Source organism: Bosea sp. (in: a-proteobacteria) (assembly GCF_023953965.1).
GTDB lineage: Bacteria > Pseudomonadota > Alphaproteobacteria > Rhizobiales > Beijerinckiaceae > Allobosea.
On the sequence record NZ_JAMLIX010000002.1, the window covers coordinates 1,188,593 to 1,214,957 of the forward strand.

20 protein-coding genes, 1 tRNA gene and 2 pseudogenes are annotated in these 26,365 nt (G+C 68.4%); 15 read left to right on the plus strand and 8 right to left on the minus strand.

The window, feature by feature from the left end:
* Positions 1 to 5 precede the first annotated feature (5 nt).
* The 6 genes from M9917_RS20745 (at position 6) to M9917_RS20770 (ending at position 7,714) form a co-directional block, all read left to right on the plus strand.
* Positions 6 to 416 (plus strand): MAPEG family protein, encoded by a 411-nt coding sequence (locus tag M9917_RS20745; RefSeq protein WP_297256888.1) that lies wholly within the window; start codon positions 6 to 8, stop codon positions 414 to 416.
* A 142-nt stretch (positions 417 to 558) separates the two neighbouring features.
* The gene (locus M9917_RS20750) at positions 559 to 1,662 is read left to right on the plus strand and encodes a DUF2865 domain-containing protein (RefSeq protein WP_297256890.1); all 1,104 of its coding nucleotides are present in this window, start codon (positions 559 to 561) and stop codon (positions 1,660 to 1,662) included.
* A 378-nt stretch (positions 1,663 to 2,040) separates the two neighbouring features.
* Positions 2,041 to 3,051, plus strand: coding sequence for an extracellular solute-binding protein (locus M9917_RS20755; protein ID WP_297256892.1), 1,011 nt, complete (start codon positions 2,041 to 2,043; stop codon positions 3,049 to 3,051).
* 38 nt (positions 3,052 to 3,089) lie between these two features.
* Positions 3,090 to 4,733 (plus strand): ABC transporter permease, encoded by a 1,644-nt coding sequence (locus M9917_RS20760; protein WP_297256894.1) that lies wholly within the window; start codon positions 3,090 to 3,092, stop codon positions 4,731 to 4,733.
* Positions 4,734 to 4,829: 96 nt separating this feature from the next.
* Positions 4,830 to 6,578 (plus strand): AsmA family protein, encoded by a 1,749-nt coding sequence (locus tag M9917_RS20765; protein ID WP_297256896.1) that lies wholly within the window; start codon positions 4,830 to 4,832, stop codon positions 6,576 to 6,578.
* A gap of 11 nt (positions 6,579 to 6,589) precedes the next feature.
* Positions 6,590 to 7,714 (plus strand): E22 family MetX-like putative esterase, encoded by a 1,125-nt coding sequence (locus M9917_RS20770; RefSeq protein WP_297256898.1) that lies wholly within the window; start codon positions 6,590 to 6,592, stop codon positions 7,712 to 7,714.
* An 8-nt stretch (positions 7,715 to 7,722) separates the two neighbouring features.
* Here the strand turns inward: M9917_RS20770 and M9917_RS20775 are convergent.
* Positions 7,723 to 8,354, minus strand: a pseudogene (locus M9917_RS20775) (MarC family protein).
* 292 nt (positions 8,355 to 8,646) lie between these two features.
* Between M9917_RS20775 and gyrA the strand changes: the two are divergent.
* Both gyrA and aat read left to right on the plus strand, forming a co-directional pair.
* Positions 8,647 to 11,367, plus strand: coding sequence for a DNA gyrase subunit A (gene gyrA / locus M9917_RS20780; protein WP_465246411.1), 2,721 nt, complete (start codon positions 8,647 to 8,649; stop codon positions 11,365 to 11,367).
* Between the two features lie 280 nt (positions 11,368 to 11,647).
* Positions 11,648 to 12,268: a leucyl/phenylalanyl-tRNA--protein transferase gene (gene aat / locus M9917_RS20785; protein ID WP_465246412.1), complete on the plus strand. Its 621-nt coding sequence runs from the start codon at positions 11,648 to 11,650 to the stop codon at positions 12,266 to 12,268.
* A 23-nt stretch (positions 12,269 to 12,291) separates the two neighbouring features.
* Here aat and M9917_RS20790 read toward each other — a convergent pair whose 3' ends face one another.
* Both M9917_RS20790 and M9917_RS20795 read right to left on the minus strand, forming a co-directional pair.
* Positions 12,292 to 12,912, minus strand: coding sequence for a DUF2155 domain-containing protein (locus tag M9917_RS20790; RefSeq protein ID WP_297256904.1), 621 nt, complete (start codon positions 12,910 to 12,912; stop codon positions 12,292 to 12,294).
* Between the two features lie 89 nt (positions 12,913 to 13,001).
* Positions 13,002 to 13,412, minus strand: coding sequence for an NADH:ubiquinone oxidoreductase subunit NDUFA12 (locus M9917_RS20795; RefSeq protein ID WP_297257141.1), 411 nt, complete (start codon positions 13,410 to 13,412; stop codon positions 13,002 to 13,004).
* Positions 13,413 to 14,225: 813 nt separating this feature from the next.
* Here M9917_RS20795 and M9917_RS20800 point away from each other — a divergent pair.
* Positions 14,226 to 17,951, plus strand: coding sequence for a vitamin B12-dependent ribonucleotide reductase (locus tag M9917_RS20800; RefSeq protein ID WP_297256906.1), 3,726 nt, complete (start codon positions 14,226 to 14,228; stop codon positions 17,949 to 17,951).
* A gap of 22 nt (positions 17,952 to 17,973) precedes the next feature.
* Here the strand turns inward: M9917_RS20800 and M9917_RS20805 are convergent, their stop codons facing one another.
* The 4 genes from M9917_RS20805 to lipB form a co-directional block, all read right to left on the minus strand.
* A complete protein-coding gene (locus tag M9917_RS20805) occupies positions 17,974 to 18,735 on the minus strand; it encodes an SDR family oxidoreductase (RefSeq protein WP_297256908.1) in 762 nt (253 codons plus the stop codon).
* Positions 18,736 to 18,812: 77 nt separating this feature from the next.
* The gene (locus M9917_RS20810) at positions 18,813 to 20,420 is read right to left on the minus strand and encodes a carboxyl transferase domain-containing protein (protein ID WP_297256910.1); all 1,608 of its coding nucleotides are present in this window, start codon (positions 20,418 to 20,420) and stop codon (positions 18,813 to 18,815) included.
* A 101-nt stretch (positions 20,421 to 20,521) separates the two neighbouring features.
* A complete protein-coding gene (locus M9917_RS20815; RefSeq protein ID WP_297256912.1) occupies positions 20,522 to 20,722 on the minus strand; it encodes a hypothetical protein in 201 nt (66 codons plus the stop codon).
* A 64-nt stretch (positions 20,723 to 20,786) separates the two neighbouring features.
* Entirely contained in the window at positions 20,787 to 21,491 is a 705-nt protein-coding gene (lipB, locus tag M9917_RS20820; protein WP_297256914.1) for a lipoyl(octanoyl) transferase LipB, read from the minus strand.
* 141 nt (positions 21,492 to 21,632) lie between these two features.
* Here lipB and M9917_RS20825 point away from each other — a divergent pair, with 141 nt between their 5' ends.
* From M9917_RS20825 to M9917_RS20850, 6 genes and pseudogenes are all read left to right on the plus strand, one after another.
* Positions 21,633 to 21,902 carry a FliM/FliN family flagellar motor switch protein gene (locus tag M9917_RS20825; protein ID WP_297256916.1) on the plus strand — a complete coding sequence of 90 codons (270 nt, stop codon included), beginning with the start codon at positions 21,633 to 21,635 and terminating at the stop codon, positions 21,900 to 21,902.
* Positions 21,903 to 22,029: 127 nt separating this feature from the next.
* Positions 22,030 to 22,114 (plus strand) — tRNA-Leu (locus M9917_RS20830).
* A 148-nt stretch (positions 22,115 to 22,262) separates the two neighbouring features.
* Positions 22,263 to 23,036, plus strand: a pseudogene (locus M9917_RS20835) (glycoside hydrolase family 25 protein); the annotation flags it as partial.
* A 316-nt stretch (positions 23,037 to 23,352) separates the two neighbouring features.
* Positions 23,353 to 24,381, plus strand: coding sequence for a glycoside hydrolase family 25 protein (locus M9917_RS20840; RefSeq protein ID WP_297256920.1), 1,029 nt, complete (start codon positions 23,353 to 23,355; stop codon positions 24,379 to 24,381).
* 80 nt (positions 24,382 to 24,461) lie between these two features.
* The gene (locus M9917_RS20845) at positions 24,462 to 25,634 is read left to right on the plus strand and encodes an isovaleryl-CoA dehydrogenase (RefSeq protein WP_297256922.1); all 1,173 of its coding nucleotides are present in this window, start codon (positions 24,462 to 24,464) and stop codon (positions 25,632 to 25,634) included.
* A gap of 33 nt (positions 25,635 to 25,667) precedes the next feature.
* Entirely contained in the window at positions 25,668 to 26,171 is a 504-nt protein-coding gene (locus M9917_RS20850) for a gamma-glutamylcyclotransferase family protein (protein WP_297256924.1), read from the plus strand.
* A gap of 13 nt (positions 26,172 to 26,184) precedes the next feature.
* Here M9917_RS20850 and M9917_RS20855 read toward each other — a convergent pair whose 3' ends face one another.
* Positions 26,185 to 26,358 (minus strand): hypothetical protein, encoded by a 174-nt coding sequence (locus M9917_RS20855; protein ID WP_297256926.1) that lies wholly within the window; start codon positions 26,356 to 26,358, stop codon positions 26,185 to 26,187.
* Positions 26,359 to 26,365 lie beyond the last annotated feature (7 nt).

Below are 26,365 nucleotides of genomic sequence, written 5' to 3' on the forward strand. Positions count from 1 at the left end.
CCGCCATGACCCTCAAGCTGATCTATCCGACGCTGGCGATGATCTTCTGGATCTTCGTCGTCGGCGTCGTGCTGATGCTGCGCCGCAAGAGCGCCTTCGGCAGCGGCGCCGTCCGCCTGGACGAGGTCGCGGTGTCGACCGAGAGCTATCCGCTTCCCGCCCGGCTCGCGGGGGCGAATTTCTCCAACCAGTTCGAAACGCCGGTCATCTTCTTCGCCCTCGTGATGATCGCGATGGAGACCGGCGCCACCGGCCATGCCATGGTCCTCCTCGCCTGGTTCTATGTCGCGACCCGCATCGCCCACACGCTGATCCATATCGGCCCCAACAGGCTGCCTTTGCGCGGCGCGGCCTATGGCCTGGGCGTGCTCGCGCTCTTCGGCATGTGGCTCGGCGTGCTCCTCACCGTGCTGTGAGGGCCGTCGCGACGGCGCGCCTCCCGTTAAGCATTCAGCCCTTTTCCCGCGGCCGCGTGCCCGCGGGCGTTGAAGCTTAACGAAAAGTAAACTACACCCCGATGGCGGCGGACGGTGGACAGGCGTAGTTTGGAGTGACGCGATGTTGCGTGTCCGTGAAGTCCCGGCGCGGGCGCTCGCCCGCGGAGGCGAGGGTCCGGCCGCCGGTTCCGGCGAAGTGAAGACAGTGCGGCGCGGATCGACCGGCCGGCTCATGGCGCTCATCGCGCTGGGCGCCGCGCTCGGCTCCGGCGGCGTGGTGCTGACGGCCTCGATGGTGCAGGCCGAGGGCGACGCGGGCGTGCGCGAGTTCATCGCCCAGGAAGCCCAGCGCCGTACCGAGCAGGCGCGCCTGCGCAACGCCGCCTACACCTCGACCCGCTATGCCCCGCAGGCCAATGCCTATGCCCCCGCCAACCAGGGCTGGCGCCTGCCGCTGATGCAGGTGCTGCCGGACGGCCGCCTCGCCCAGCCGATCGACCTCAACCCGTTCCGCAAGCAGGACAGGAAGCTCGCCGACCGGCGGCGCAAGGCCGCGGGCACGGCGGCCGCCATGCTCGACCCGGTCACCGGCGTGGCCGACAGGACGCAGACCTTCTGCGTGCGTCTCTGCGACGGCTTCCATGCGCCGATCGGCTATCTGCGCTCGCCCGGCGACCTGAAGGCGCATGAGGCTCTCTGCACGGCGATGAATCCGGGCGTTCCCGTCAAGGTCTTCCGGCTGGCCGCCGGCGCGGCCGGCATCGCGGAGGCCGTCGCCGCCGACGGCAAGCGCTATGCCGCCCTGCCGATGGCTTTCAGCCACGAGAAGGCGGCCGACCCCGCCTGCCGCCCGGCCATCGTCCAGGCCGGCGAGCGGCGCATCTCGCTCCTGCGCGACATCACCTTGCGGCCGGGCGACAGCGTCGTGCTCGACGGCAAGGTCTCGACCTTCGCCGGCAGCGCGAGCTGGCCCTATAGCCGCCGCGACTTCCGCGATTTCCGCACCGCCTCGGAGCTCAGCAAGGCCCAGCGCCGGCAGATCGACCAGCAGGTCGGCATTTCCCGCCAGGAAGCGCAGGCACGCAGCCTCCGGCGCCAGATGCGCGTCCGCGAGGCCTATCTCAGGGACGACAGCACCGCCAGCGACGCCGTCCTGCGCGGCACGGTCGATCCGGCGACGCGCACATCGGTGCGCCTGATCCCGCTCACGCTGCCGGCGCGGTAGGCTTCGAGCCGCACCTTTGTCATTCCGGGGCGCCCGGAGGGCGAACCCGGAACCCACGACCGGGTGAGACGTCCTATACCCGCTGCAAGCCGCTCACCCAGTCGTGGGTTCCGGGTTCTTCGCTGACGCGAAGCCCCGGAATGACAAAGGTGGTTCCGCGACAGGTCGCCTCATCCGAAAGACGTACGACTGCGGCGCGCCCGAAATCTCGCCGTCTTTCCAAGGCAATGCCGGACTTATTAGAATTCATCAAAATAAGAAGAACTCTAGAATTCATATAAGACATTGATATCAAAGGGTAAATCCATTGACGCCCCATGGATGGCGTTCTATCGCTCCGCCATTGCGCTGATCGCGCGCCCCGACGGAGCAGAAGCAATGATCGCAAAGACCCATCTCCACGCCCTGGCGCTGTCCTCCTGCCTGATGGCCGCCCCGGCCTTCGCGCAGGACGTGAACCTCTACACCACCCGCGAGCCCGCCCTGCTCAACCCGGTGCTGGAAGCCTTCACCAAGGACACCGGCATCAAGGTCAACGCGGTCTTCCTGAAGGACGGCCTGCAGGAGCGCATCCGGGCCGAGGGCGCCAACAGCCCGGCCGACCTCATGCTGATGGTCGATGTCGGCGAGATCAACGCGGCGGTCGAGGCCGGCATCACCCAGCCGATCCAGTCGGACGTCGTCGACAAGACCGTCCCGGCCCAACTGCGGCCCGACAACGCCTGGGTGACGCTGACCAAGCGCGCCCGCATCGTCGTGGCCTCGAAGGAGCGCGTCCAGCAGGATGCGATCACCTATGAGGACCTCGCCGATCCCAAGTGGAAGGGCAAGTTCTGCATCCGCGCCGGCCAGCACCCCTACAACGTCGCTCTCTTCGCCGCCAATCTCATCCATCACGGCGCCGAGAAGACCGAGACCTGGCTCAAGGCCCTGCGCGCCAACGCGGCCCGCAAGCCCGGCGGCGGCGACCGCGACGTCGCCCGCGACATCCAGTCCGGCCTCTGCGACATCGCGGTGATCAACACCTACTACATCGGCCTGATGAGTGAGGCGAAGAACGAGCAGAAGGGCTGGTTCGAGGCGATCAAGCCGCTCAAGACCACCTTCGCCGGCGGCGGCACCCATGTGAACGTCTCGGCCGCGGCGCTGGCCAAGAACGCCCCGAACAAGGCCAACGCCGTCAAGCTCGTCGAGTACATGCTCGGCGAGAAGGCGCAGGCGCTCTATGCGAACGGCAACTTCGAGTTCCCGGTCAACGCCGCGGTGACCGACTCCTCCGCCGTCAAGCTGCTCGGCGCCGTCACCCCGGACAAGCTGCCGCTCTCCGAGGTTGCCAAGCAGCGCAAGGCCGCGGCGAACCTCGTCGACAAGGTCGGCTTCGACAATTGAGCCTGAGCGATCCGCTCGCCATGACAGGACGGCCGCCGTTGCGATGGCGGCCGTCGACGCGTTTCGCCTATGCCGCGATCGGCGGGGCTGCGCTCGTGCTCATGCCGCTCGTCGCGCTCGTCGCGACCGCATTCTCCTCGCGGCAGGCGGCGGAGATCTGGCCGCATCTCATCGCCAACGTCCTGCCGACGGCGCTCGTCCAGACCGGGCTGCTGCTCGCCGGCGTCGGCCTCGTCAGCGCCGTCATCGGCACCGGCACCGCCTGGCTGGTGACGCAGTATGATTTTCCGGGGCGGCGCCCCTTCGAATGGCTGCTGGTGCTGCCGCTGGCGCTGCCGACCTATCTCACCGCCTATATCTACGTGGAGTTCCTCGGCTTCCAGGGGCCGCTCCAGAGCGGACTGCGCGCCGTGACCGGCTGGCGCTCGCTGCGCGACTACTGGTTTCCCGATCCGCGGAACCTCCCCGGCGCCATCGCGATCATGGCGGTCGTGCTCTATCCTTACGTCTATCTCAGCACGCGCGCGCTCTTCAGCGTGCAGGGCGCGAGCCTCGTCGAGGCCGCGCGCAATCTCGGCGCCGCGCCCGGCCGGCTGTTCTGGCGCATCGGCCTGCCGCTGGCGCGCCCGGCGCTGGCGGCCGGCCTCGCCCTCGTCCTGCTCGAGACGCTGAACGATATCGGCGCCACCGAATATCTCGGCGTCCGCTCGCTGACGCTGTCGATCTACACCACCTGGGTCAATCGCGGCTCGCTGCCCGGCGCCGCCCAGATCGCCTGCGTCATGCTGCTCATCGTCTTCGCGCTGATCCTGACCGAGTTCAGGCTGCGCGGGCAGCGCCGCTTCGCCCTGCCCGTGCGCCAGCCCCGGCCGGTGACACGCCGGCCGCTGCGCGGGCGCGCTGCGGCGCTCGCAGGCCTCGCCTGCGCCCTGCCGGTGCTCTTCGGCGGCGTCCTGCCGGTCGGCTATCTCGTCGTGGAGATCCTGCAGCGCGGCCTCCTCGCGCAATTCGACGCCGCGCTGCTCAGGCTTCTCGGCAATGCGCTCATGCTCTCCGGGCTGGCCTCCGTACTGGTGGTGGCGCTCGGGCTCTGCATCGCCACCGCCGGCCGCAGCGGCCGCGAAACCTGGCTGAAGCCGCTCATCCGCATCGCCGGCCTCGGCTACGCCGTGCCCGGCACCGTGCTGGCGCTCGGCCTGCTGATCCCGCTCGCGGCCTTCGACAACCTGATGGCCGATGCAGCCTCCGCGCTGTTTAACCTCAAGCCCGGCCTGATCCTGATCGGCTCGGGCGCGGCGCTGGTGATCGCCTATACGGTGCGCTTCCTCGCCATCGGGATCTCCGGCGTCGAGAGCGGGCTCACCCGCGTCTCGCCGCGGATCGACGACGCGGCGCGCGCGCTCGGCGCCAGCGGCCCGGAGGTGCTGGCCCGCATCCATTGGCCGCTCGCCCGCCCGGCCATCGCGGCGGCGGCGCTGCTCGTTTTCGTCGACTGCCTCAAGGAGCTGCCGGCGACGCTGCTGCTGCGCCCGCTCAACATCGACACGCTGGCGACCGTGGTCTACGGCCACGCCTCGCGCGGCGTCTTCGAGGACGGGGCGCTGGCCGCGCTCCTGATCATCCTGGCCGGGCTCTACCCGGCCTTCGTGCTGGCCAGGACCGGCACGGATCGCACGGGATAGCCGGCTCTCCAGCCTCGACAAGCCATCCGCATCGGCCTAAACCCTCTCCCGCCAGGGGGCAGGCTGACTTCGGCCCGGTGCCGATTCGTAAAGTCCATGACCAGACGCGCCGCGATCATCGCCTTCAGCCTCGTCGTCGCCGTGGGCCTGCTCGGCCTGCGGTCGTGGGACGTCGCGCTCGGGCGCATCCAGCGCGTCGTCGTCGGCGCGATCGAGGAGCGGACCGGCATCGTCGTCGGGGCGGTCGAGCGCGCCGAGATCGCCCTGCTGCCGCTGCCCCGCATCAGCCTCTCCCAGGTCGGCTTTTCCCGGCGCGACGGAGCGCTCTCGGGCGAGGCCGTGCGAGTCAGGGCGCATCTGCGCCTGCTGCCGCTGCTCAGCGGGCGGATCAGCTTCGACCGGGTCGATCTGATCGCGCCGCAGATCGATATCGTAATCCCCGCCGCGAGCGAGGGCGTCAGCGAATGGCTCGCGGCGCCCCTGGCCGCGCTCGAGCGCCTGCGGAGCCAGAGCAAGATCGTCATCAGCGCGGGCTCGGTCTTCCTGCGTGCCGACGGAGCGATCCGCAGCACCGTGCGCGACCTCGACCTCGTGATCGACGAACGCGGCCCGGGCGAGCCGCTCGCGCTCGCCGGCTCGCTCAACTGGCGCGGCGTCCCGACCGAGGTGAGCCTGCTCTGGCCGATGGCCGGGGGGAGCACCAAAGCGGCGCTCTCGGCGACATCGAGCCTGCTGAAGCTGCGCTTCGAGGGAACGCGCGCCGGCCCCGGCGAGCCGATGATCAGCGGCCCGCTTGCCCTGTCGACGCCGTCGCTCACCGGGCTCCTCGGCTGGTTCAGCACGCAGTCGCGGCTGGCCTCGGCGCTCGGCGCGCTGACGCTTTCAGCCGACATCCAGGTGAAGCCGCGGGAGGTGTCCTTCAACAACGCCGTCGTCAGCCTCGACGGGGATCGCCTCGACGGCGTGGTCAAGCTCGCGCAGGCGGATGGGCGCTTCGCCTTGTCGGGCACCCTCGCCGGTGCGAAGCTTGATCTCGGCCGCCTCGTCGATCGCCTGCCGATCCCGGCCGTCGACGCGGCCGACCCCTCCCCCCTCGATCTCGATGCCTGGACGGCGCATGACATCGATCTCAGGGTCTCCGTCGACGCCGCCCGTCTCGAGGGGGCGCGACTCACCGACGTCGCGATCTATCTCCTGGTGAAGAAGGGACGTTTCGAGACCGGGCTCATCCGGGCCGGCGCCTATGGCGGCAGCCTCAAGAGCCGGCTGCTGGCGAGCGCCGCCCCGGCTGGCGTCGACGTCAAGCTCCAGGCCGGCCTCGACAAGGTGAATATCGGCCAGGCCGCTTCCGACCTGCCGCAGCTCGCGCGGCTTTCCGGCATCGGCAGCCTTCAGCTCGTGCTGGACGGCGCCGGCCGCAGCTTCGACGCGCTGATCGGCTCGCTCACCGGCAAGGTGAACCTCGCGCTCAGGCAGGGCGAGCTCAGCGGCATCGCGCTGGGCGAGCTTTTGCGCCGCGCCGAGCGCAATCCAGCCCAGGCGCTCCGCGACTGGCGCCACGGCAAGACCCCCTTCGAGACCCTCACCGCCAATGCCGGCATCGCAAACGGCCTCCTGGTCCTGACCGAGGCGCAGATGAGCGGGCAGAACTACCGCTTCAACCTCACCGGCAGCGCCTCGCTCAGCACCCGCATCCTCGACATGGCCGCCTCGCTCTCCTCTCCCAACGGGACGCCGAAGCTGCCCTTCCTGCTCAGGGGTCCGCTCGACGCGCCGGTCTTCGACATCGCGGCCGACGCGCTCCTGAGCCCGGCCGGCGCCAGCCCGATACCACTTACCCGATGACCACGGCCGGCATGGCACAAGCGCAAGAACCGGCGGTCGAGAAGAAGGTCTTCGAGCTTGCGCGTTTCGTAACCCAAGGCGGGCGCCGGCTGAGGAACGTCCGCGTCGGCTGGGAGAGCTACGGCAGGCTCGACGCCGACAAATCCAACGCCGTGCTGATCTGCCATTACTTCTCCGGCACCTCGCACGCCGCCGGCCGCTACGCCCCCGGCGATGCGGAACCGGGCTATTGGGACGCGATCATCGGCCCCGGCAAGGCGATCGACACGGACCGCTACTTCGTCCTCTCCTGCGACACGCTGGTCAACCTCAACACCGGCGACCCGAACACCGTCACCACCGGCCCGGCCTCGATCGACCCCGAGACCGGCCGGCCCTATGGGCTCAGGTTTCCGGTCGTCACCATCCGCGACTTCGTCGAGGTTCAGAAGGCGCTGGTCGAAAGCCTCGGCATCGAACGGCTCGCCCTGGTGGCGGGCCCCTCGATGGGCTCGCTCCAGACCTTCGAATGGGCGGCGAGCCATCCCGAGATGGTCGCCAGGGCGATGCCGGTGATCGGCGCGGCCGAGCAGGACGCGATGCTGATCGCCTGGCTCGACGCCTGGGCGGCACCGATCCTGATCGATCCGAACTGGAACGGCGGCGATTACTACGGGAAGGCTGCCCCCCTCGCCGGGCTCGGCAAGGCGCTGACGCTCGTCACCCTGCAGGCGAACCAGGCCGGCTGGGCCAACGCCACCTTCGGCCGCCGGCCGGCCGAGGCGGGCGTGGACCCGGCCGGTGCGCTCGATGCCCGCTTCCAGATCCAGAGCATGCTCGACAAGGCCGGGCTGGAGCGGGCGCAGCGCGCCGACGCCAACCACTTCCTCTATCTCGTCAAGGCGAACCAGCTCTTCACCACCGGCGGCAGCTCGCTTGCCGACGGCATGGCGCGGATCAGGGCGCCGATGCTCTACATCACCCAGCCGCAGGACCTCGTCTTCCCGCCCCATATGGTGGCACGCACGCTGAAGGCGGCACGCGATGCCGGGCGCGACATCACTCACTTCACCATCGAGGGCGCGCGCGGCCATCTCGACGGCGTGATGTCGATGCAGCAGGCGGAAGGCGCGATCCGGGCGTTCCTGGCGAAGTGACGGGAGCCCTACCCCGCCTGCGCCGCCGCCCTCACCCCGTCGATCACGAACTGCACGGCGAGCGCCGCCAGCACCACGCCGAGCAGCCGCGTCAGCACGATGTTGCCGGTGACGCCCAGCAGCTTGGCGATCGACGACGCCGTCAGGAACACGATAAGGCAGGACAGGATCACCAGCCCGCAGATCACCGCCAGCGTCACCAGCAGCAGCGGATCGCCATGCGCCCGGCCGGCGAGCAGGATCGTCGCGGTCAGCGCGCCCGGCCCCGCCATCAGCGGGATCGCCAGCGGAAAGGCCGCGACGTTGCGGATGTGGTCCTGGGTGATCGCGGTGTCCGCCGTCTGCTGCTTGCGCTCGCCGCGGCGCTCGAACACCATCTCGAAGGCGATCCAGAACAAGAGCAATCCGCCCGCGATCCGGAAGGCCGGCAGCGAGACGCCGAGCGCCTTCAGCACGACTTCTCCCGCCACGCCGAAGAAGGCCATGATGCCAAGGCGATGATCGAGGCGCGGATCGCCACCTGCCGCCGCTCGGCGCCCGACATTCCGCGCGTCAGCGACAGGAAGATCGGCGCCAGCCCCGGCGGGTCCAGCGTCACCAGCATGGTGACGAGCGCTGCGGTGGCGAATTCGGCGAACATCGCGCCACATCAGCATGCCGTGGAGCCGCCGTCACGCGGCAAGAAAGGAGGGAATATGGCGGCCCGCCGGAACGCCGCTGAAAAAAGTCTGTAACCAGCTGATTTCATTGGCAGAATTTTTGCTTGGACAGCGCCCGCTTTTGCTGGCGTCGCCGGCCGGAATCGGCTAGCCAGAAGGCTGAAAAACCTTGAGGAATCGGGACATTTTCCCTTGAGCGACGATACCGAAGACAAGCGCGACACTGGCCCGGATTTCGGCGGCGGGATCAAGCCGATCGCGATCACCGACGAAATGAAGAAGAGCTATCTCGATTACGCCATGAGCGTGATCGTGAGCCGCGCCCTGCCCGATGTCCGCGACGGGCTGAAGCCGGTCCATCGCCGCATCCTGTTCTCGATGCACGAGAACAAGAACCTGCCGGACCGCCCCTACACCAAATGCGCCCGCATCGTCGGCGACACGATGGGTAAATACCATCCGCACGGCAATCTCGCGGTCTATGACGCGCTGGTGCGCATGGCGCAGGACTTCTCGCTGCGCCTGCCGCTGATCGACGGCCAAGGCAATTTCGGCTCGATGGACGGCGATTCACCCGCCGCCGACCGTTACACCGAGGCGCGCCTCGACAAGGCGGCGATGCCGCTGCTCGAGGACCTCGACCTCGAGACCGTCGATTTCCAGCCGAACTACGACGGCAAGGAGCATGAGCCGACGGTCCTGCCGGCGCGCTATCCGAACCTCCTCGTCAACGGCGCCGGCGGCATCGCGGTCGGCATGGCGACCAACATCCCGCCGCATAATCTCGGCGAGGTCATCGACGCCTGCGTGGCCTTCATCGACGATCCCGAGATCTCGATCGACGATCTGATCGAGATCGTGCCGGGCCCCGATTTCCCGACCGGCGCCTCGATCATGGGCCGCAGCGGCATCCATTCCGCCTATCACACCGGCCGCGGCTCGATCGTGATGCGCTCGAAGACGCATATCGAGGAGATGCGCAAGGAGCGCGAGGCGATCGTCGTCACCGAGATCCCCTATCAGGTGAACAAGGCGACGATGGTGGAGAAGATCGCCGATCTGGTTCGCGAGAAGCGTATCGAGGGCATCGCGGATCTGCGCGACGAATCGAGCCGCGAGGGCGTGCGCGTCGTCATCGAGATCAAGCGCGACGCCGTCGCCGACGTGGTCTTGAACCAGCTCTACCGCTTCACCCCGCTGCAGACCTCCTTCGGCGCCAATATGGTCGCGCTGAACGGCGGCCGCCCGGAGGTCCTGAACCTCAAGGACTTCATCGCGGCCTTCGTCGAGTTCCGCGAGGAGGTCGTCTCGCGGCGCACGCGCTATCTGCTCAACAAGGCCCGCGAGCGGGCGCACGTGCTCTGCGGGCTTGCCACCGCCGTCGCCAATATCGACGAGGTCATCCGCCTGATCCGCACCGCGCCGACGCCGGCCGCCGCGCATGAGGCGCTGATGGCGCGCGACTGGCCGGCCGACGACATCGCGCCGCTGATCGCGCTGGTCGACGATCCGCGCCACCCGATGAACCCGGACGGCACCTACCGGCTCTCCGACGCGCAGGCCAAGGCGATCCTGGAGCTGCGCCTCTCGCGCCTGACCGCTCTGGGCCGCGACGAGATCGGCGAGGAGCTGGAGAAGCTCGCCAGGGAGATCGCCGACTATCTCGACATCCTGCGCTCGCGCGCCCGCATCCAGTCGATCGTCAAGGCCGAGCTTGCCGAGGTGAGGGCCGCCTTCGCCACGCCGCGCCGCACCGAGATCCAGGACTGGGGCTCCGACCTCGACGACGAGGATCTGATCGCCCGCGAGGACATGGTCGTCACCGTCAGCCATGGCGGCTACATCAAGCGCGTGCCGCTCTCGACCTATCGGGCCCAGCGCCGCGGCGGCAAGGGCCGCTCCGGCATGGCGACCAAGGACGAGGATTTCGTCGCGCGCCTCTTCGTCGCCTCGACCCATACGCCTGTGCTGTTCTTCTCCTCGGAAGGCCAGGTCTACAAGGAGAAGGTCTGGCGCCTGCCGCTTGCGGCGCCGAACGCGCGCGGCAAGGCGCTGGTCAACATGCTGCCGATCGAATCGGACGAGCGCATCACCACGATCATGCCGCTGCCGGAGGACGAGGCGAGCTGGGAGACGCTGGACGTGATGTTCGCCACCGCCTCGGGCGGGGTGCGCCGCAACAAGCTCTCCGACTTCGTCAACGTCAACCGCGCCGGCAAGATCGCGATGAAGCTCGACGAGGGCGACCACATCGTCGACGTGCAGATCTGCACCGAGAACGACGACGTGCTGCTGACCACCGCCGACGGCCAGTGCATCCGCTTCGCGGTGCCGGAGGTGCGTGTCTTCAAGGGCCGCGATTCGACCGGCGTGCGCGGCATCAACCTCGCCAAGGGCGACGAGGTGATCTCGCTCGCGATCCTTACGCATCTCGACGCCACGCCCGACGAGCGCGCCGCCTATCTCAAGCGCGCCGCGGCGGCCCGCCGGGCGCTCAACGGCGAGGCCGACGACGCCGCGGACGCCGTGGCTTCGGTCGAGGCCGATGCCGAGGAGAGCGCCGGCGACATCGAGCTCGGCCAGGAGAAATACGCCGCGATGGGCGCGGCCGAGCAGTTCATCCTGACCGTCTCGGAGCGGGGCTACGGCAAGCGCACCTCGTCCTTCGAGTACCGGGTGACCGGGCGCGGCGGCAAGGGCATCGTCGCCATGGTGGTGAACGAGCGCAACGGCAAGCTCGTCGCCTCCTTCCCGGCGCTGGACTCGGATCAGCTCATGCTCGTCACCGATGGCGGCCAGTTGATCCGCGTCCCGGTCGATGCCGGCCCGGACAACCGCATCCGCATCGCCGGGCGCTCGACGCAAGGGGTGACGGTGTTCAACACTGCCAAGGACGAGAAGGTCGTTTCGGTCGAGTGCATCAACGAGGACGGCGAAGGCGGCGAGGACGAGGCCGAGGGCGACGCGCCGGGGGCGGAACCGGCAGAGGGCTGATCTGTCAGGGCCTTCCGCCGCGCTCCTCAGCCATGTCCTGAAGTGACGCGTGCAGAACCTCATCGTCATTCCGGGCTTGATCCGGGATCCATCGGAGCGCGCGCCCCATGGTGGATTCCGGATCGGCGCCGCTTCGCGGCTTGTCCGGAATGACGGCGTGGCTCCTCTGCGAATACGCGGCACCGGCCGTCATTTGACATAACCGCCGCTCCCGCGCTCCCATCCGGCGATGAAGGCCCGTTCCGTGCCCCTCCAAAGCCCCGCGATCACGCCGCAGATCATGCTGCGCGCCTATGCCGCCGGCATCTTCCCGATGGCGGAGAGCGCCGACGATCCGGGCCTGTTCTGGGTCGAGCCGGAGGAACGCGGCATCATCCCGCTCGATCGCTTCCATCTCCCGGCGCGGCTTGCCCGCACCGTGCGCGCCGATCGCTTCGAGGTCAGGGTAGACACCGCCTTCGACGCCGTCATCGCCGCCTGCGCCGAGGCGAGGCCGGAACGGGCCGAGACCTGGATCAACAGCCGCATCCGCGCGATCTTCGGCGAGCTCTTCGCGCTGGGCCACGCCCATACCGTCGAATGCTGGCATGAGGGCCGCCTCGTCGGCGGGCTCTACGGCCTGTCGCTCGGGGGCGCCTTCTTCGGCGAAAGCATGTTCCACCGTGAGACCGACGCCTCGAAGGTCGCGCTGGTCCATCTCGTCGCAAGGCTCAGGCGCGGCGGCTATCGCCTGCTCGATACCCAGTTCCAGACCGGCCACCTCGCCCGCTTCGGCACGATCGAGATCCCGCGCGACGCCTATCGCCGCCTGCTCGACGACGCCTTGCGGCATGACGGCGACTGGCATGGCTGGCCGGCCGGGACGCCCATCGGCGGCCGGGAAGCCCTCGCCGAGATCTGAAGGCCAGCCGCCGGGCGGCGCGCTCAGGCGCCGCTGCCGGTCGGATCGCGCGGAAGCACGGGGTTGGTCGGGAAGAAGCGCTGGCTCGGCCGCTGCGGCTGCACCGGCACGCCGCGCGGCGGCTCGACGTCGATGCGGCCGCCAGGCGGCGGCGCGGGGCGCGGCGGGGCGGCCTCGCGCGGCGGGGTGCGCGGCCGGCGCGGCTCCTCGGGGGGCGGCGCCTCCGGCTCCTTGGGATCGATCACGAGCTCGGAGCCGCCCTTGCAGTCGGTCAGCCAGACATCGTAGATCGCGTGCTCGACGCCGTGCAGGCCTGGGCTCGCCGCATACATCCAGCCGGTGAAGATGCGCCGGTACTCGTTCTTGACCGTCACCTCGTCGACCTCGACGAAGGCGTCGGTCTGCGGCGCCTCGGTCGGGGGCCGTGTCCAGCAGACGCGCGGCGTCAGCTGCAGGGCGCCGAACTGCACCGTCTCGTCGATCGCCACCTCGAAAGAGATGATCCGGCCGGTGATCTTGTCGAGCCCGGCGAAGACCGCCGTCGGGTTCTTGATGCGGTCGGCCTCGGCCGGACCGGCGGCCACCAGCGCAAGCGCGCTCGCGGCAAGGCCGGCCAGGATCGGAAAACGGGACAAGGACGGCATGGAGGCTTTGCGAATCTCCCCGGCGCCGCGGGCGCGACGAGGCGCAGTAACACGATGAAGGCAGCGGAAAAAGGGCGTAAGTCCCGCTCTCAGCGGCCGGGCGTCCAGGCCTGATAGTCGCCGGTGGCGGCCGGGCGCTCGCCCTCGGCGAGCGTCGAGCCCTGCGGGCGATAGGCCAGCGCCGTGCCGGTCCAGTTCTGCTGGTGCGGCTCTTGCCAGTCGCGCGGCTGATAGCTCTCCTCGGAGGGAGCGACGTCGACCGTGTGATGCAGCCAGCCGTTCCAGCCCGGCGGCACCTTGGAGGCCTCCGCCTCGCCCTTGTAGATCACCCAGCGCCGCTGGAAGCCGAGCGCCTTGTCCTTCACCCCGCCCCTCGTGCGGTAATAGACATTGCCGAACTCGTCCTCGCCCACCCGCTCGCCATGGCGCCAGGTGTGGAAACGCGTGCCGATCGTCTGGCCGTTCCACCAGGTGAAGATCTGCAGCAGCCAGTCCTTCATCGTCTTCAGGTCCATGCGCGCGATGCAAAACAATCGGGCGACTTATGGCCCCCGCGCCGCCTGCTGTCCAGCCTGCCGGTCGCATCGTCTCAGATAGATGAGCGACAGGATCGCGGGCCATGAAAGCTCCGGGCTCGATCGCGCGCCGGCCGGCATAGCCCGGCTGAGGCTGATGGCGCCTTGAGCGCAAAACCCCGCCACGATTCGGCCGTGATTCGGCCGCGATTCGGAAAGCTCCCCGCAGGAGGCCCCATTACCCGGAAGTCGCCCTGGATCAGCCACTTCCGGGCAGCTTTCAAAGCACTGCGCGCGGCCCGGGCCCGCAAACACCGGTTCCATCGCCCGTCAACCACGAACAGCGGGATTTCGGGCGCTGCGTTTCCCGCAGGCCTGTGGCAATCTCAGCCGGGCGGATCCGATTCCCCGGCGATTCCCGAGGCTTAGCGGACGCCTTGAAACTTATCCCCACAACTCACACATCCCTACCAGATGTCGTGCCTGCGGGGATTGCCGGCCACTATTCCTTGACGGACAGCCGCCACCTGCACTAGATTTGGCCCATCGCATGACGGCTGGCGGCGACGCCTCTGGAACGGCGAGACCTTAGTTTCCAGAGTTGCCCGGGCCTGCCGCCGCATCCGCGAGAGATCGCAGATCGCGAACGGGCACGCGCGCCTCTGGCCGCGACCGGGCCTGAGGGCGGGACGACACCGCCGGGACCCACGGGGCACCAAACCGAGTTGGGCTGAACAGGAGCCGGTGATCAACCGGCCGCGCGGGTCATCCGCCCGCGGCATGCAAGGGACGAAGATCATGCGCATCGAGCGCCGCTACACCACCGCCGGACAGTCGCCCTATGCCGCGATTCCCTTCCGATCGGCCGTCAGCGAGATCAGGAACCCGGACGGCTCGGTCGTCTTCCGGCTGGAAGGCATCGAGGTTCCCGAGGCCTGGTCGCAGGTCGCCAGCGACGTGCTCGCGCAGAAATATTTCCGCAAGGCCGGCGTGCCCGCGCGCCTGAAGAAGATCGAGGAGAACGACGTCCCCTCCTTCCTCTGGCGCTCCGTCGCCGACGAGGCGGCGCTGGCCGAATTGCCCGAGGCCGAGCGCACCGGCTCCGAGACCTCGTCCAAGCAGGTCTTCGACCGTCTTGCGGGCTGCTGGACCTATTGGGGCTGGAAGGGCGGCTATTTCTCCTCCGAGGAGGATGCCCGCGCCTTCCATGACGAGCTGCGCTTCATGCTCGCCACCCAGCGCGTCGCGCCGAACTCGCCGCAATGGTTCAACACCGGCCTTCACTGGGCCTATGGCATCGACGGGCCGAGCCAGGGCCATTTCTACGTCGACTTCAAGACCGGCAAGCTCGTGAAGTCGAAGTCGAGCTACGAGCACCCGCAGCCGCATGCCTGCTTCATCCAGGGCGTGCAGGACGACCTCGTCAACGAAGGCGGCATCATGGACCTGTGGGTGCGCGAGGCGCGCCTGTTCAAATACGGCTCCGGCACCGGCTCGAATTTTTCGGCGCTGCGCGGCGAAGGCGAGAAGCTCGCCGGCGGCGGCAAGTCCTCCGGGCTGATGTCCTTCCTCAAGATCGGCGACCGCGCGGCGGGCGCGATCAAGTCGGGCGGCACCACGCGCCGCGCCGCCAAGATGGTGGTGGTCGACGCCGACCATCCCGATATCGAGACCTATATCGACTGGAAGGTGAAGGAGGAGCAGAAGGTCGCCGCCCTCGTCACCGGCTCCAAGACCGTCAAGAAGCACATGAAGGCCGTGCTCAAGGCCTGCGTGAACTGCGAGGGCGACGGCGATTCCTGCTTCGATCCCGAGCAGAACCCGGCCCTGAAGCGCGAGATCAAGCTCGCCCGCAAGGCGCTGGTGCCGGACAACTACATCAAGCGCGTCATCCAGTTCGCCAGGCAGGGCTACAAGGACATCTCCTTCGACACCTACGACACCGACTGGGATTCCGACGCCTATCTCACCGTCTCCGGCCAGAACTCGAACAACTCGGTCTCGCTGACCGACGATTTCCTGCGCGCGGTCGAGACCGATGGCGACTGGAACCTGACGGCGCGCACCACAGGCAAGACGGTCAAGACGCTGAAGGCCCGCGACCTCTGGGAGAAGATCGGCTACGCCGCCTGGGCGAGCGCCGATCCGGGCCTGCACTTCAACTCGACGATGAACGACTGGCACACCTGCCCGGCCTCGGGCCGGATCCGGGCGTCCAATCCGTGCTCGGAATACATGTTCCTCGACGACACGGCCTGCAACCTGGCCTCGGCCAACCTGCTCCAGTTCTACGATACGCAAACCAAGAGCTTCGACGTCGCGGCTTACGAGCATCTCTGCCGGCTCTGGACGATCGTGCTCGAGATCTCGGTGACGATGGCGCAGTTTCCCAGCCGCGAGATCGCCGAGCTCTCCTACGAGTACCGCACGCTCGGCCTCGGCTACGCCAATATCGGCGGCCTGCTGATGACCATGGGCCTCGGCTACGATTCCGACGAGGGCCGCGCGCTCGCCGGCGCCTTGACCGCGATCATGACCGGCGCGGCTTACGCGACCTCGGCCGAGATGGCGGGCGAGCTCGGCCCCTTCCCCGGCTACAAGAAGAACGCCAGCCACATGCTGCGCGTCATCCGCAACCACCGCACCGCGGCGCACGGCCTCGCCGACGGCTATGAGGGCCTCAGCGTAACCCCGGTCCCGCTCGACCACGCGACGCTCGCCCGCATGGGCGGCTCGGCCGAGACCATGGCCGAGCGCGCCCGCGCCGTCTGGGACGAGGCGCTGGAGCAGGGCAAGCGCTACGGCTACCGCAACGCCCAGGCGACCGTGATCGCGCCGACCGGCACGATCGGCCTCGTGATGGATTGCGACACCACCGGCATCGAGCCCGACTTCGCCCTGGTGAAGTTCAAGAAGCTCGCCGGCGGCGGCTATTTCAAGATCATCAACCGCGCCGTGCCGGACGCGCTGCGCGCGCTCGGCTACCGCGAGGCCGACATCGCCGAGATCGAGGCCTATGCCGTCGGCCACGGCTCGATGAAGCAGGCGCCGGGCATCAACCCGGGCTCGCTCAGGGCCAAGGGCTTCACCGACGAGAAGATCGAGGCGGTCGAGAAGGGCTTGAAGAGCGCCTTCGACATCAAGTTCGTCTTCAACAAATGGACGCTGGGCGAGGATTTCCTCACCGGCACGTTGAAGGTCCCGGCCGAGAAGCTCAATGACATGTCGTTCGAGCTCCTGCCCTTCCTCGGCTTCGGCAAGGCCGAGATCGAGGCGGCCAACGTCCATGTCTGCGGCGCGATGACGCTGGAAGGCGCCCCGCACCTCAGGAAGGAGCACTATGCCGTCTTCGACTGCGCCAACCCCTGCGGGCGCATCGGCAAGCGCTACCTCTCGGTCGAGAGCCATATCCGCATGATGGCGGCGGCGCAGCCCTTCATCTCGGGCGCGATCTCCAAGACCATCAACATGCCCAACGACGCCACCGTCGAGGACTGCAAGAGCGCCTATATGCTCTCCTGGAAGCTGGCGCTGAAGGCGAACGCCCTCTACCGCGACGGCTCCAAGCTCTCGCAGCCGCTGAATTCGGCGCTGATCGCCGACGATGACGACGAGGCCGACGACGCGGTCGAGACGCTGGTCGCGGCCCCGATGGCCGCGCGCGCCGCGCAGATCTCCGAGAAGATCGTCGAGCGCATCGTCGAGCGCATCGAGCGCAAGCGCGAGCGCGAGAAGATGCCCGACCGCCGCACCGGCTACATCCAGAAGGCGGTAGTCGGCGGCCACAAGGTCTATATCCACACCGGCGAATATGCCGATGGGCGCCTCGGCGAGATCTTCATCGACATGCACAAGGAGGGCGCGGCCTTCCGGGCGATGATGAACAACTTCGCCATCGCGGTCTCGCTCGGCCTGCAATACGGCGTGCCGCTGGAGGAATATGTCGAGGCCTTCACCTTCACCCGCTTCGAGCCCTCGGGCTTCGTCGCCGGCAACCAGTCGATCAAGAACGCGACCTCGATCCTCGACTATGTCTTCCGGGAGCTCGCGATCTCCTATCTCGGCCGCAACGACCTCGCCCATGTCGATCCTTCCGAGATCGGCCACGACGTGATGGGCAGCGGCGTCGGCCAGGACAAGGCGCCGGATACCACGGCCCCGGTCACGACGACGCCGCTGGCCTCGACCGGCTTCCGCCGCGGCAAGCCGATCAGCCTGCTCGCCATCCAGGGCGGCGGCGCGGCGAACGACGCGGTCGCCCGTTCGGCCTCCTCCGTCACGGCGCTGGCCACGGCCGGTGCGACGGCGCTGAAGGAGGAGCCGGAAACCTATGGCGAGGTCGAGATGGCCAGGCTCGGCTTCGCGGCGCCCGCCGCCCAGCCGACACAGTCGGAGCGCCGGGCCGAGGCGATCATGAAGGGCTATGTCGGCGACAGCTGTGGCGAATGCGGCAACTTCACGCTGGTGCGCAACGGCACCTGCCTGAAGTGCAACACTTGCGGCTCGACGACCGGCTGCTCGTAAGACGTGACGGAGGGCGCGGGCCTCACCCGCGCCCGACCAGCGGGGCCTTCGTCGCCATCACCGTGACGAACAGGACGTTGGCCTCGAGCGGCAGGCCCGCCATGTGCAGCACGGTCGTGGCGACGTTCTCGACATCCATCACCGGCTCGACCTTGATCGAGCCGTCCGCCTGCGGCACGCCCATCGTCATCCTCCGCGCCATCTCGGTCAGCGCATTGCCGATATCGACCTGGCCGACGGCGATGTCGTATTTGCGCCCGTCGAGCGCGGCCGTCTTGGTCAGCCCGGTGATCGCATGCTTCGTCGCGGTATAGGCGACGGAGTTCGGCCGCGGCGCATGGGCCGAGATCGAGCCGTTGTTGATGATGCGCCCGCCGCGCGGCTCCTGCGCCTTCATTGCCTTGAAGGCTTCCTGCGTGCACAGGAACGGCCCGGTCAGGTTGGTGTCGACGACCCTCCGCCAGTCCTCCAGTGCAAGATCCTCCAGCATGATGCTGCCCGGCGCGTTGATGCCGGCATTGTTGAACAGCACGTCGACCCGGCCGAAGGCGGCCTTCGTCTTCGCGAACAGCTTCTCGACCGAGCCCTTGTCGGCAACGTCCGTCGGGACCGCGAGCGCCCGCCCCTGCCCGACGCCGGAGAGCGCGATCGTCTCCTCGAGCGCATCCCCCCGGCGGCCGGCCAGCACCGTCCGGTAGCCGCCCTTCAGGAAGGCGATGGCGACCGCCCGGCCGATCCCTGAGCCGGCGCCGGTGATGATCGCGACCTTGTCGTGGCTGGCCATGCGCGTCCCCATATTCCCGTGTTCCTGACGAGGCGCGACCATAGCGGCAGGGATCGCCCGGGGGAACCGCCGCCCCGTCACATCCGGAACACGCCGAAGGCCGTCTGCGGCAGCGGAGCGTTGAGCGTCGCGGAGAAGGCCAGCGCCAGCACGCGCCGCATCTCGGAGGGCAGGATGATGCCGTCGTCCCAGAGCCGGGCGGTGGCGAAATAAGGCGAGCCCTCCTCCTCGTACTTCTCGCGGATCGGGGCCTTGAACGCCTCCTCATCCTCCGCTGGCCAGCTCTTGCCCTCGGCCTCGATATTGTCGCGGCGCACCGTCGCGAGCACGCTCGCCGCCTGCTCGCCGCCCATCACCGAGATGCGCGCATTCGGCCAGGAGAACAGGAAGCGCGGCGAGAACGCCCGTCCGCACATGCCGTAATTGCCCGCCCCGAAGGAGCCGCCGACCAGCACGGTGATCTTCGGCACACGGGCCGAGGCGACGGCGGTGACGAGCTTCGCCCCATCCTTGGCGATGCCGCGCATCTCGACGTCGCGCCCGACCATGAAGCCCGTGATGTTCTGCAGGAACAGCAGCGGAATTCGCCGCTGGCAGCACAATTCGATGAAATGCGCGCCCTTCAGCGCGCTTTCCGAGAACAGGATGCCGTTATTGGCGATGATGCCGACCGGAATGCCGTGGATGCGGGCAAAGCCCGTCACCAGCGTCGTGCCGTAGAGCCGCTTGAACTCGTCGAACGCCGAGCCGTCGACCAGCCGCGCGATCACCTCACGGATATCGTATTGCTTCTTGAGATCGGTCGGCACGACCGCCTCGAGCTCGGCGGGATCGTAGAGCGGCGGGGCGGGCTCGGCGATGTCGATGTCCGGCCGCTTGACGCTGTTGAGATTGCCGGCGATGCGCCTGGCGATCGCGAGCGCATGGGCATCGTCGCCGGCATAGTGGTCGGCGACGCCGGAAAGCCGCGCATGTACCTCGGCGCCGCCCAGATCCTCGGCCGAGACGACCTCGCCGGTCGCGGCCTTCACCAGCGGCGGGCCGCCCAGAAAAATAGTGCCCTGTTTTCTGACGATGACCGTCTCGTCCGACATCGCCGGCACATAGGCGCCGCCGGCGGTGCAGGAGCCCATCACCACCGCGATCTGCGGAATACCCTGCGCCGAGAGTGTCGCCTGGTTGTAGAAGATCCGGCCGAAATGCTCGCGGTCGGGGAAGACCTCGGTCTGGTGCGGCAGGTTCGCGCCGCCCGAATCGACCAGATAGATGCAGGGCAGCCGGTTCTCGCGGGCGATCTCCTGCGCCCGCAGATGCTTCTTCACCGTTACGGGATAGTAGGTTCCACCCTTGATCGTCGCATCGTTGCAGACGATCATGCATTCGCGGCCCCCGACGCGGCCGATGCCGGCGATCATGCCCGCGGCATGGACATCGCCGCCATACATCCCGAAGGCGGCGAGCGAGCCGATCTCGAGGAAGGCCGAGCCCGGATCGGTCAGCCTGAGCACCCGTTCCCGCGGCAGGAGTTTTCCTCGCGCCGTATGGCGCTCGCGCGATTTCGCGTTGCCGCCGAGCGCGGCGATGGCACGGCGCTCCTGCAGCTCCTCGCGCAGGGCGGCCCAGGCTTCGGCGTTGGCGCGCGTCTCGGCCGCATGGAGATCGACCTTGCTCTCGATGACCGGCACGGGCGGCCTCCCTCGACGACGTTCACCGTCGAGGTTATGGCGCCCGCGACGAAAACGCCAACCGGCGAAAGGCTACGCAGACCGGCGCGAGCGGGCCGGACTCATTCGCTCAGCTTGTTGATCGATCCGGTCACGGAAGGCGCGGCGACGGCCCCGATCGCGCCGCCGGCAACAGCCCCGATCGGCCCGCCGACGATCGCGCCCGCCCCCGCGCCGGCCGCGGCGCCGGCGATGCGCTGCTCGGTGGTGTTGCAGGCACACAGCAGCAGCACCAGGCTGCTCGCCAGGAAAAAGCTTCGCATTCTCGTCCCCATCTTAGCCCAGCCCGGCTCGAAGATGGCGGCGCCATGGCTAACGGATGGTAAATCAGGCGGAAAGGGTCGGGCCGAACACCCGCTCGAACGCCTGGCGCAGCACCGAATCGACCTCCGGCATCGTCACCGGCAGCCCGAGATCGGTGAGCGAGGTGACGCCGTGCCGGCGAACACCACAGGGCACGATGCCGTCGAAATGCGTGAGATCGGGATCGACATTGAGCGAAATCCCGTGGAACGAGACCCAGCGCCTGACCCGGATGCCGATCGCGGCGATCTTGTCCTCGACCTCCGCCCCCTTGTCCGGCCGGCTGACCCAGACGCCGACACGGTCCTCGCGCCGCTCGCCGCGGATGTTGAAGCCGTCGAGCGTGCCGATCAGCCAGCTCTCCAGCGCGGCGACGAAGCGGCGCAGATCCGGCTCGCGCCGCTTCAGGTCGAGCATGACATAGGCCACGCGCTGGCCCGGCCCGTGATAGGTGAACTGCCCGCCCCGCCCGGTGCGGAACACCGGGAAGCGCTCCGGCGCGATCAGGTCCTCGTCGCGCGCCGAGGTGCCGGCGGTATAGAGCGGCGGATGCTCGACGAGCCAGACGCGCTCGGGCGCAAGCCCGTCGGCGATCAGCCCGGCACGCGCCTCCATCTCGGCGACAGCCTCGTCATAGCCGGTGAGCCCCTCGGCCACGACCCATTCGACCGGCGCCGAGGTCGCTTCCGGCAGGAAGGAGACGGCAAGCTCCGCGCGCATCTTCACCATGGCTTAACCATGTTCCGTCCACAGTTCCCAGAGCCGGCGAGATGATCCGGCGCGGCGCCCGGGATGCCCTCTTGCCCCCAAAACCGGCGGGCAGGCAAGCTTCTCCGGTTCCATTCTGAAGTCGGGTTGCGGAGACAGGATTTGAAGGCCGATCTCGATCTCGTCCCGGTGGAGCTGACCGTCGTGCTCGGCCAGACCCGGATGCCGATCTACAAGCTGCTGCGCCTGGGCCGCGGCGCGATCATCGAGCTCAACACCAGCGAGACCGACGAGGTCCAGATCCTCGCCAACAACCACCCCTTCGCCAAGGGAATCGTCGTGGTCAGCGGCGCGCGCATCTCGGTCGAGATCACCCAGATGCTGAAGCGGCCGACGATCTACACCTTCGACAGCGTGGCCGAGGCCGCCTGAAACGGCGCTCCGCACCGGAAAAACCGGCCCCGGTCGTTTTTCCGCGCCGATGCCCTTGTGGCGGCGGATTCGATTTGCTAGATCGGCGCCGCTCACCGGATGCACCGCCCGCAACCGGAACCGAGCTGCGGTCGTGGCGGAACTGGTAGACGCACTACCTTGAGGTGGTAGCGGGGAGACCCGTGGAGGTTCGAGTCCTCTCGACCGCACCAAATTCGGACGAAAGTTCAGCGAAAGGCGATTCCTCCGGGGATCGCCTTTCGCGTTTCCGAAGGCCCGCCGCCCTCGATCCGGCTGACAGGCGGCGGAACTTTGGTAACGTAAACCGGCCGTCAAGCATTCTCCGCAATTCTGCGCGACATGGTCCCCCGCCGCATGCCCCGCTTCCGCGCCCTGCCCCTTCTGGCTGCCGCCGCTCTCGCGGCGCTCGGCGGCTGCGTGGCGCTCGACAACTATCCCTCGAAGGGCGATGCCAGGCCCCATCCCGGCGTCGCGGCGGCCCATAAATACCCGATCCACGGCATCGACATCTCGCGCTGGCAGGGCGAGATCGACTGGACCTCGGTCAAGGCCGCCGGCACCCGCTTCGTCTATATGAAGGCGACGGAGGGCGGCGACCATGTCGACCCGGCCTTCCGGCGCAACTGGGAAGGAGCGCGCCGCGCCGGCATCCCGCGTGGCGCCTATCATTTCGTGTTCTGGTGCCGCCCGGCGCATGAGCAGGCGATCTGGTTCAAGCAGCAGATCCCCAACGATGCCGATGCGCTGCCCCCGGTGCTCGACGTCGAATGGAACGGCCATTCGCGCACCTGCCCGCAGAAGATCGACCGCGAGCTCGCCCGCGAGAAGATCCAGCTGATGCTGACCGAGCTCGAGCAGCTCACCGGCAAGAAGCCGGTGATCTATACCGACATCACCTTCCATCGCGACGTGCTGGAGGGCCAGTTCAACAACTACCCCTACTGGATCCGCTCGACCGCTTCCCTGCCCGAGGCGCGCTACAGCAACCGCCCCTGGGCCTTCTGGCAGTTCACCACCACCGGCCGCATACCGGGCATCAAGGGCGACGTCGACCGCAACGCCTTCTTCGGCAGCGAAAGCCAGTTCGCCGGCTGGCTGCGCGGCGAATACGACATCGGCACGCGCCGCTGGGACAAGCGCGACGCGCCGGCGCCCCAGCCCGCGCCCGCGCCGCAGCCGGCCGCTCCCGAACCCGTGCCGGAGCCGCAAGAACCCACCGACGTGCCCGTCGCGCGCATCCCCGGCAGCGTGCCCGCCGTCGCCGCGACGCTGAGCCCGGCCGACGACGAGGGCGAGCCCGCCGTCCTCGACTGAGCGGGCGAATCAGCCCGGTTAACCAAGGCTGAAATTGATTGCTCGAATGCGCTGCGATTCTAACCGGCGCTTAACCACGCTGCCGGCATCTGGACCCGTGATGCGGGAGAACCACATGCCAGCGCGCAAGAGGATCGGACCGAAAAGTGGTTTCCACTTCTCGGAAAAATCCGATGCCGGAATCAAGAGTTCGACCAGCGGACGGATCGGGCTTGGAGCCTTCGCCCTTGCCGCGCTTCTGACCTGCCTCGTCGAGCCGGCGCAAGCGCTCTATCCGAAGAAGGGCGACAGCGCCCCCCATCACGGCGTCCGCGCCGCGCGCAGCAAGACGATCCAGGGCATCGACGTCTCGCGCTGGCAGGGCGAGATCGACTGGGAGAAGGTCAAGGGCGCGGGCACGCGCTTCGCCTTCATCAAGGCGACCGAGGGCGGCGACCATCTCGATCCGAATTTCCGGCGCAATTGGGCGCAGGCGAAGAAGCACGGCATCGCGCGTGGCGCCTATCATTTCGTCTGGTGGTGCCGCTCGGCCAGGGAGCAGGTGCGCTGGTTCAAGAAGCACATCCCGCGCGATCCCGACGCGCTGCCGCCGGTGCTCGACGTCGAATGGCAGCACGGCTCGCAATGCACCCGCAAGATCTCGCGCGAGCTCGCGCTCGCCAAGATCGCCGAGATGCTGAAAGGCCTGCGCGAGCACACCGGCAAGAAGCCGATCATCTACACCGACATCAATTTCCACGAGGACGTGCTGGAAGGCGAGCTCAACGACCATCCCTTCTGGCTGCGCTCGACCGCGGCCCCGCTCGCCAAGCGCTACCAGCGCGACCGCTGGGAGTTCTGGCAGTTCACCACCACCGGCCGCGTGCCCGGCATCACCGGCGACGTCGACCGCAACGCCTTCTTCGGCAGCGAGCGCGAATTCGACGCCTGGCGCCAGGGCCGCTTCGACATCGGCGCGCGCAAATGGCATGGCGGCGAGCCGAAGGTGGCCGAGCGCAAGCCGCTGCCGACCCCGGCCGGCGCCCGCGCGCCCAAGGCGGCGGGCGGCACGCCGCTGCGCTTCGCCCCGCCCGGCCGCATCCCGCCCGCGCGCACGGCCGTGAACCGCGACATCGACGAAACCGGCTCGATCGGCGGCAACTGAGCCCTGACGCGCACGCACCCACCCGGCTATAAGGACGGCAGGGGAGCCCAGCTCCCGCCGATCCGCCGGGAGGTTCCACCATGCCCGCCACTGCGCCGCGCCCGTTCGATTTCGACCTCGGCGAGACCGCCGACGCCATCCGCGACAGCGTCCATGCCTTCGCGCAGGAGAAGATCGCCCCGCGCGCCGAGGCGATCGACCGCACGAACCAGTTCCCGCGCGATCTCTGGCCGCAGATGGGCGCGCTCGGCCTGCACGGCATCACGGTCGAGGAGGACTATGGCGGCGCCGGGCTCGGCTATCTCGAGCATTGCATCGCGCTCGAGGAGGTCTCGCGCGCCTCGGCCTCGGTGGGCCTCAGCTACGGCGCCCATTCCAACCTCTGCGTCAATCAGATCCGCCGCAACGGCAGCGAGGCGCAGAAGCGCAGATACCTGCCGAAGCTGATCTCCGGCGAGCATGTCGGCGCGCTCGCCATGTCCGAGCCCGGCTCGGGCTCCGACGTCGTCTCGATGAAGACCCGCGCCGAGAGGAAGGGCGACCGCTTCATCATCACCGGCAACAAGATGTGGATCACCAACGGCCCGATCGCCGAGACGCTGGTGGTCTACGCCAAGACCGATCCGGCGGCCGGCCCGCGCGGCATCACCGCCTTCCTGATCGAGAAGGGCATGAAGGGCTTCTCCACCCATCAGAAGCTCGACAAGCTCGGCATGCGCGGCTCCGACACCTGCGAGCTGGTCTTTCAGGATTGTGAGGTGCCGGCGGAGAACGTGCTGGGCGAGGTCGGGCGCGGCGTCAACGTGCTGATGTCGGGGCTCGACTACGAGCGCGCCGTGCTGGCGGCAGGCCCGCTCGGCATCATGCAGGCGGCGCTCGACGTGGTGATGCCCTATCTCCATGAGCGCCGGCAGTTCGGCCAGCCGATCGGCGAATTCCAGCTCGTCCAGGGCAAGGTCGCGGACATGTATGTCGCGCTGAACTCCTGCCGCGCCTATGTCTATGCCGTCGCCAAGGCCTGCGACCGGGGGCAGACCACCCGCGAGGACGCCGCCGGCGCGATCCTCATCGCGGCGGAGAAGGCGACTGAGGTCGCGCTCGACGCGATCCAGCTTCTGGGCGGCAACGGCTACATCAACGACTACCCGACAGGGCGCCTGCTGCGCGACGCCAAGCTCTACGAGATCGGCGCCGGGACGAGCGAGATCAGGCGGATGCTGATCGGACGGGAGTTGTTCAACAAGACGAAGTAGGGCAACGAACGCGCGAGAAAGCCGAGCCGAACCATGCCCCTCTATTTCGCCTACGGCCTCAACATGGACCCCATCGGCATGGCCGAGCGCTGCCCGAACGCGCGCCCGCTCGGCCCCGCCCGCCTGGCGCGGCATCGCTTCGTCGTCACCCGCGACGGCTACGCCTCGGTCGTCCGCGATCCGCGCGAGGAAGTCCACGGCGTGCTCTGGGACTGCTCGGTCGCCGACATGCGGGTCCTCGACAGGTTCGAGGAGCTGGCGAGCGGGCTCTATGTCAAGATCAGCCAGCCGGTGATCGTGCCCGGCGGCGTCAGGCGCGCGCTGATCTATATCGGCCGCTCGGCCGAGCCCGGAAAGCCGCGCCCGGGCTATATGGAGACGGTGATCGCCGGCGCGAAACATTTCGGCCTGCCAGAGGCTTACATCGCCGGCTTGAATCGGTTTCAGAACCGCCCGGCGCCGGATCGGGACGCAACGGCGCCGCTGCCGCCCGGCCCGGTGAAGGGCGTGAGGCCGCGGGCACAGGCGCCGAAATAGAACCTTCTTTCCTCTACCAGAGCAGCGCCAGGAGGCGCAGCGCGATCACCAGCAGGAAGGCCGCGATGATGGTGCCCAGCACCCGCTGGCGCTTCGCGCGGTCGGGCAGGCGCCGCGCGAGGAGCCTGCCCAGCGGCTTGCGGAAGACGAAGATCGCGACCAGCAGGACGATGACGACATGTGACAAGCCGGGC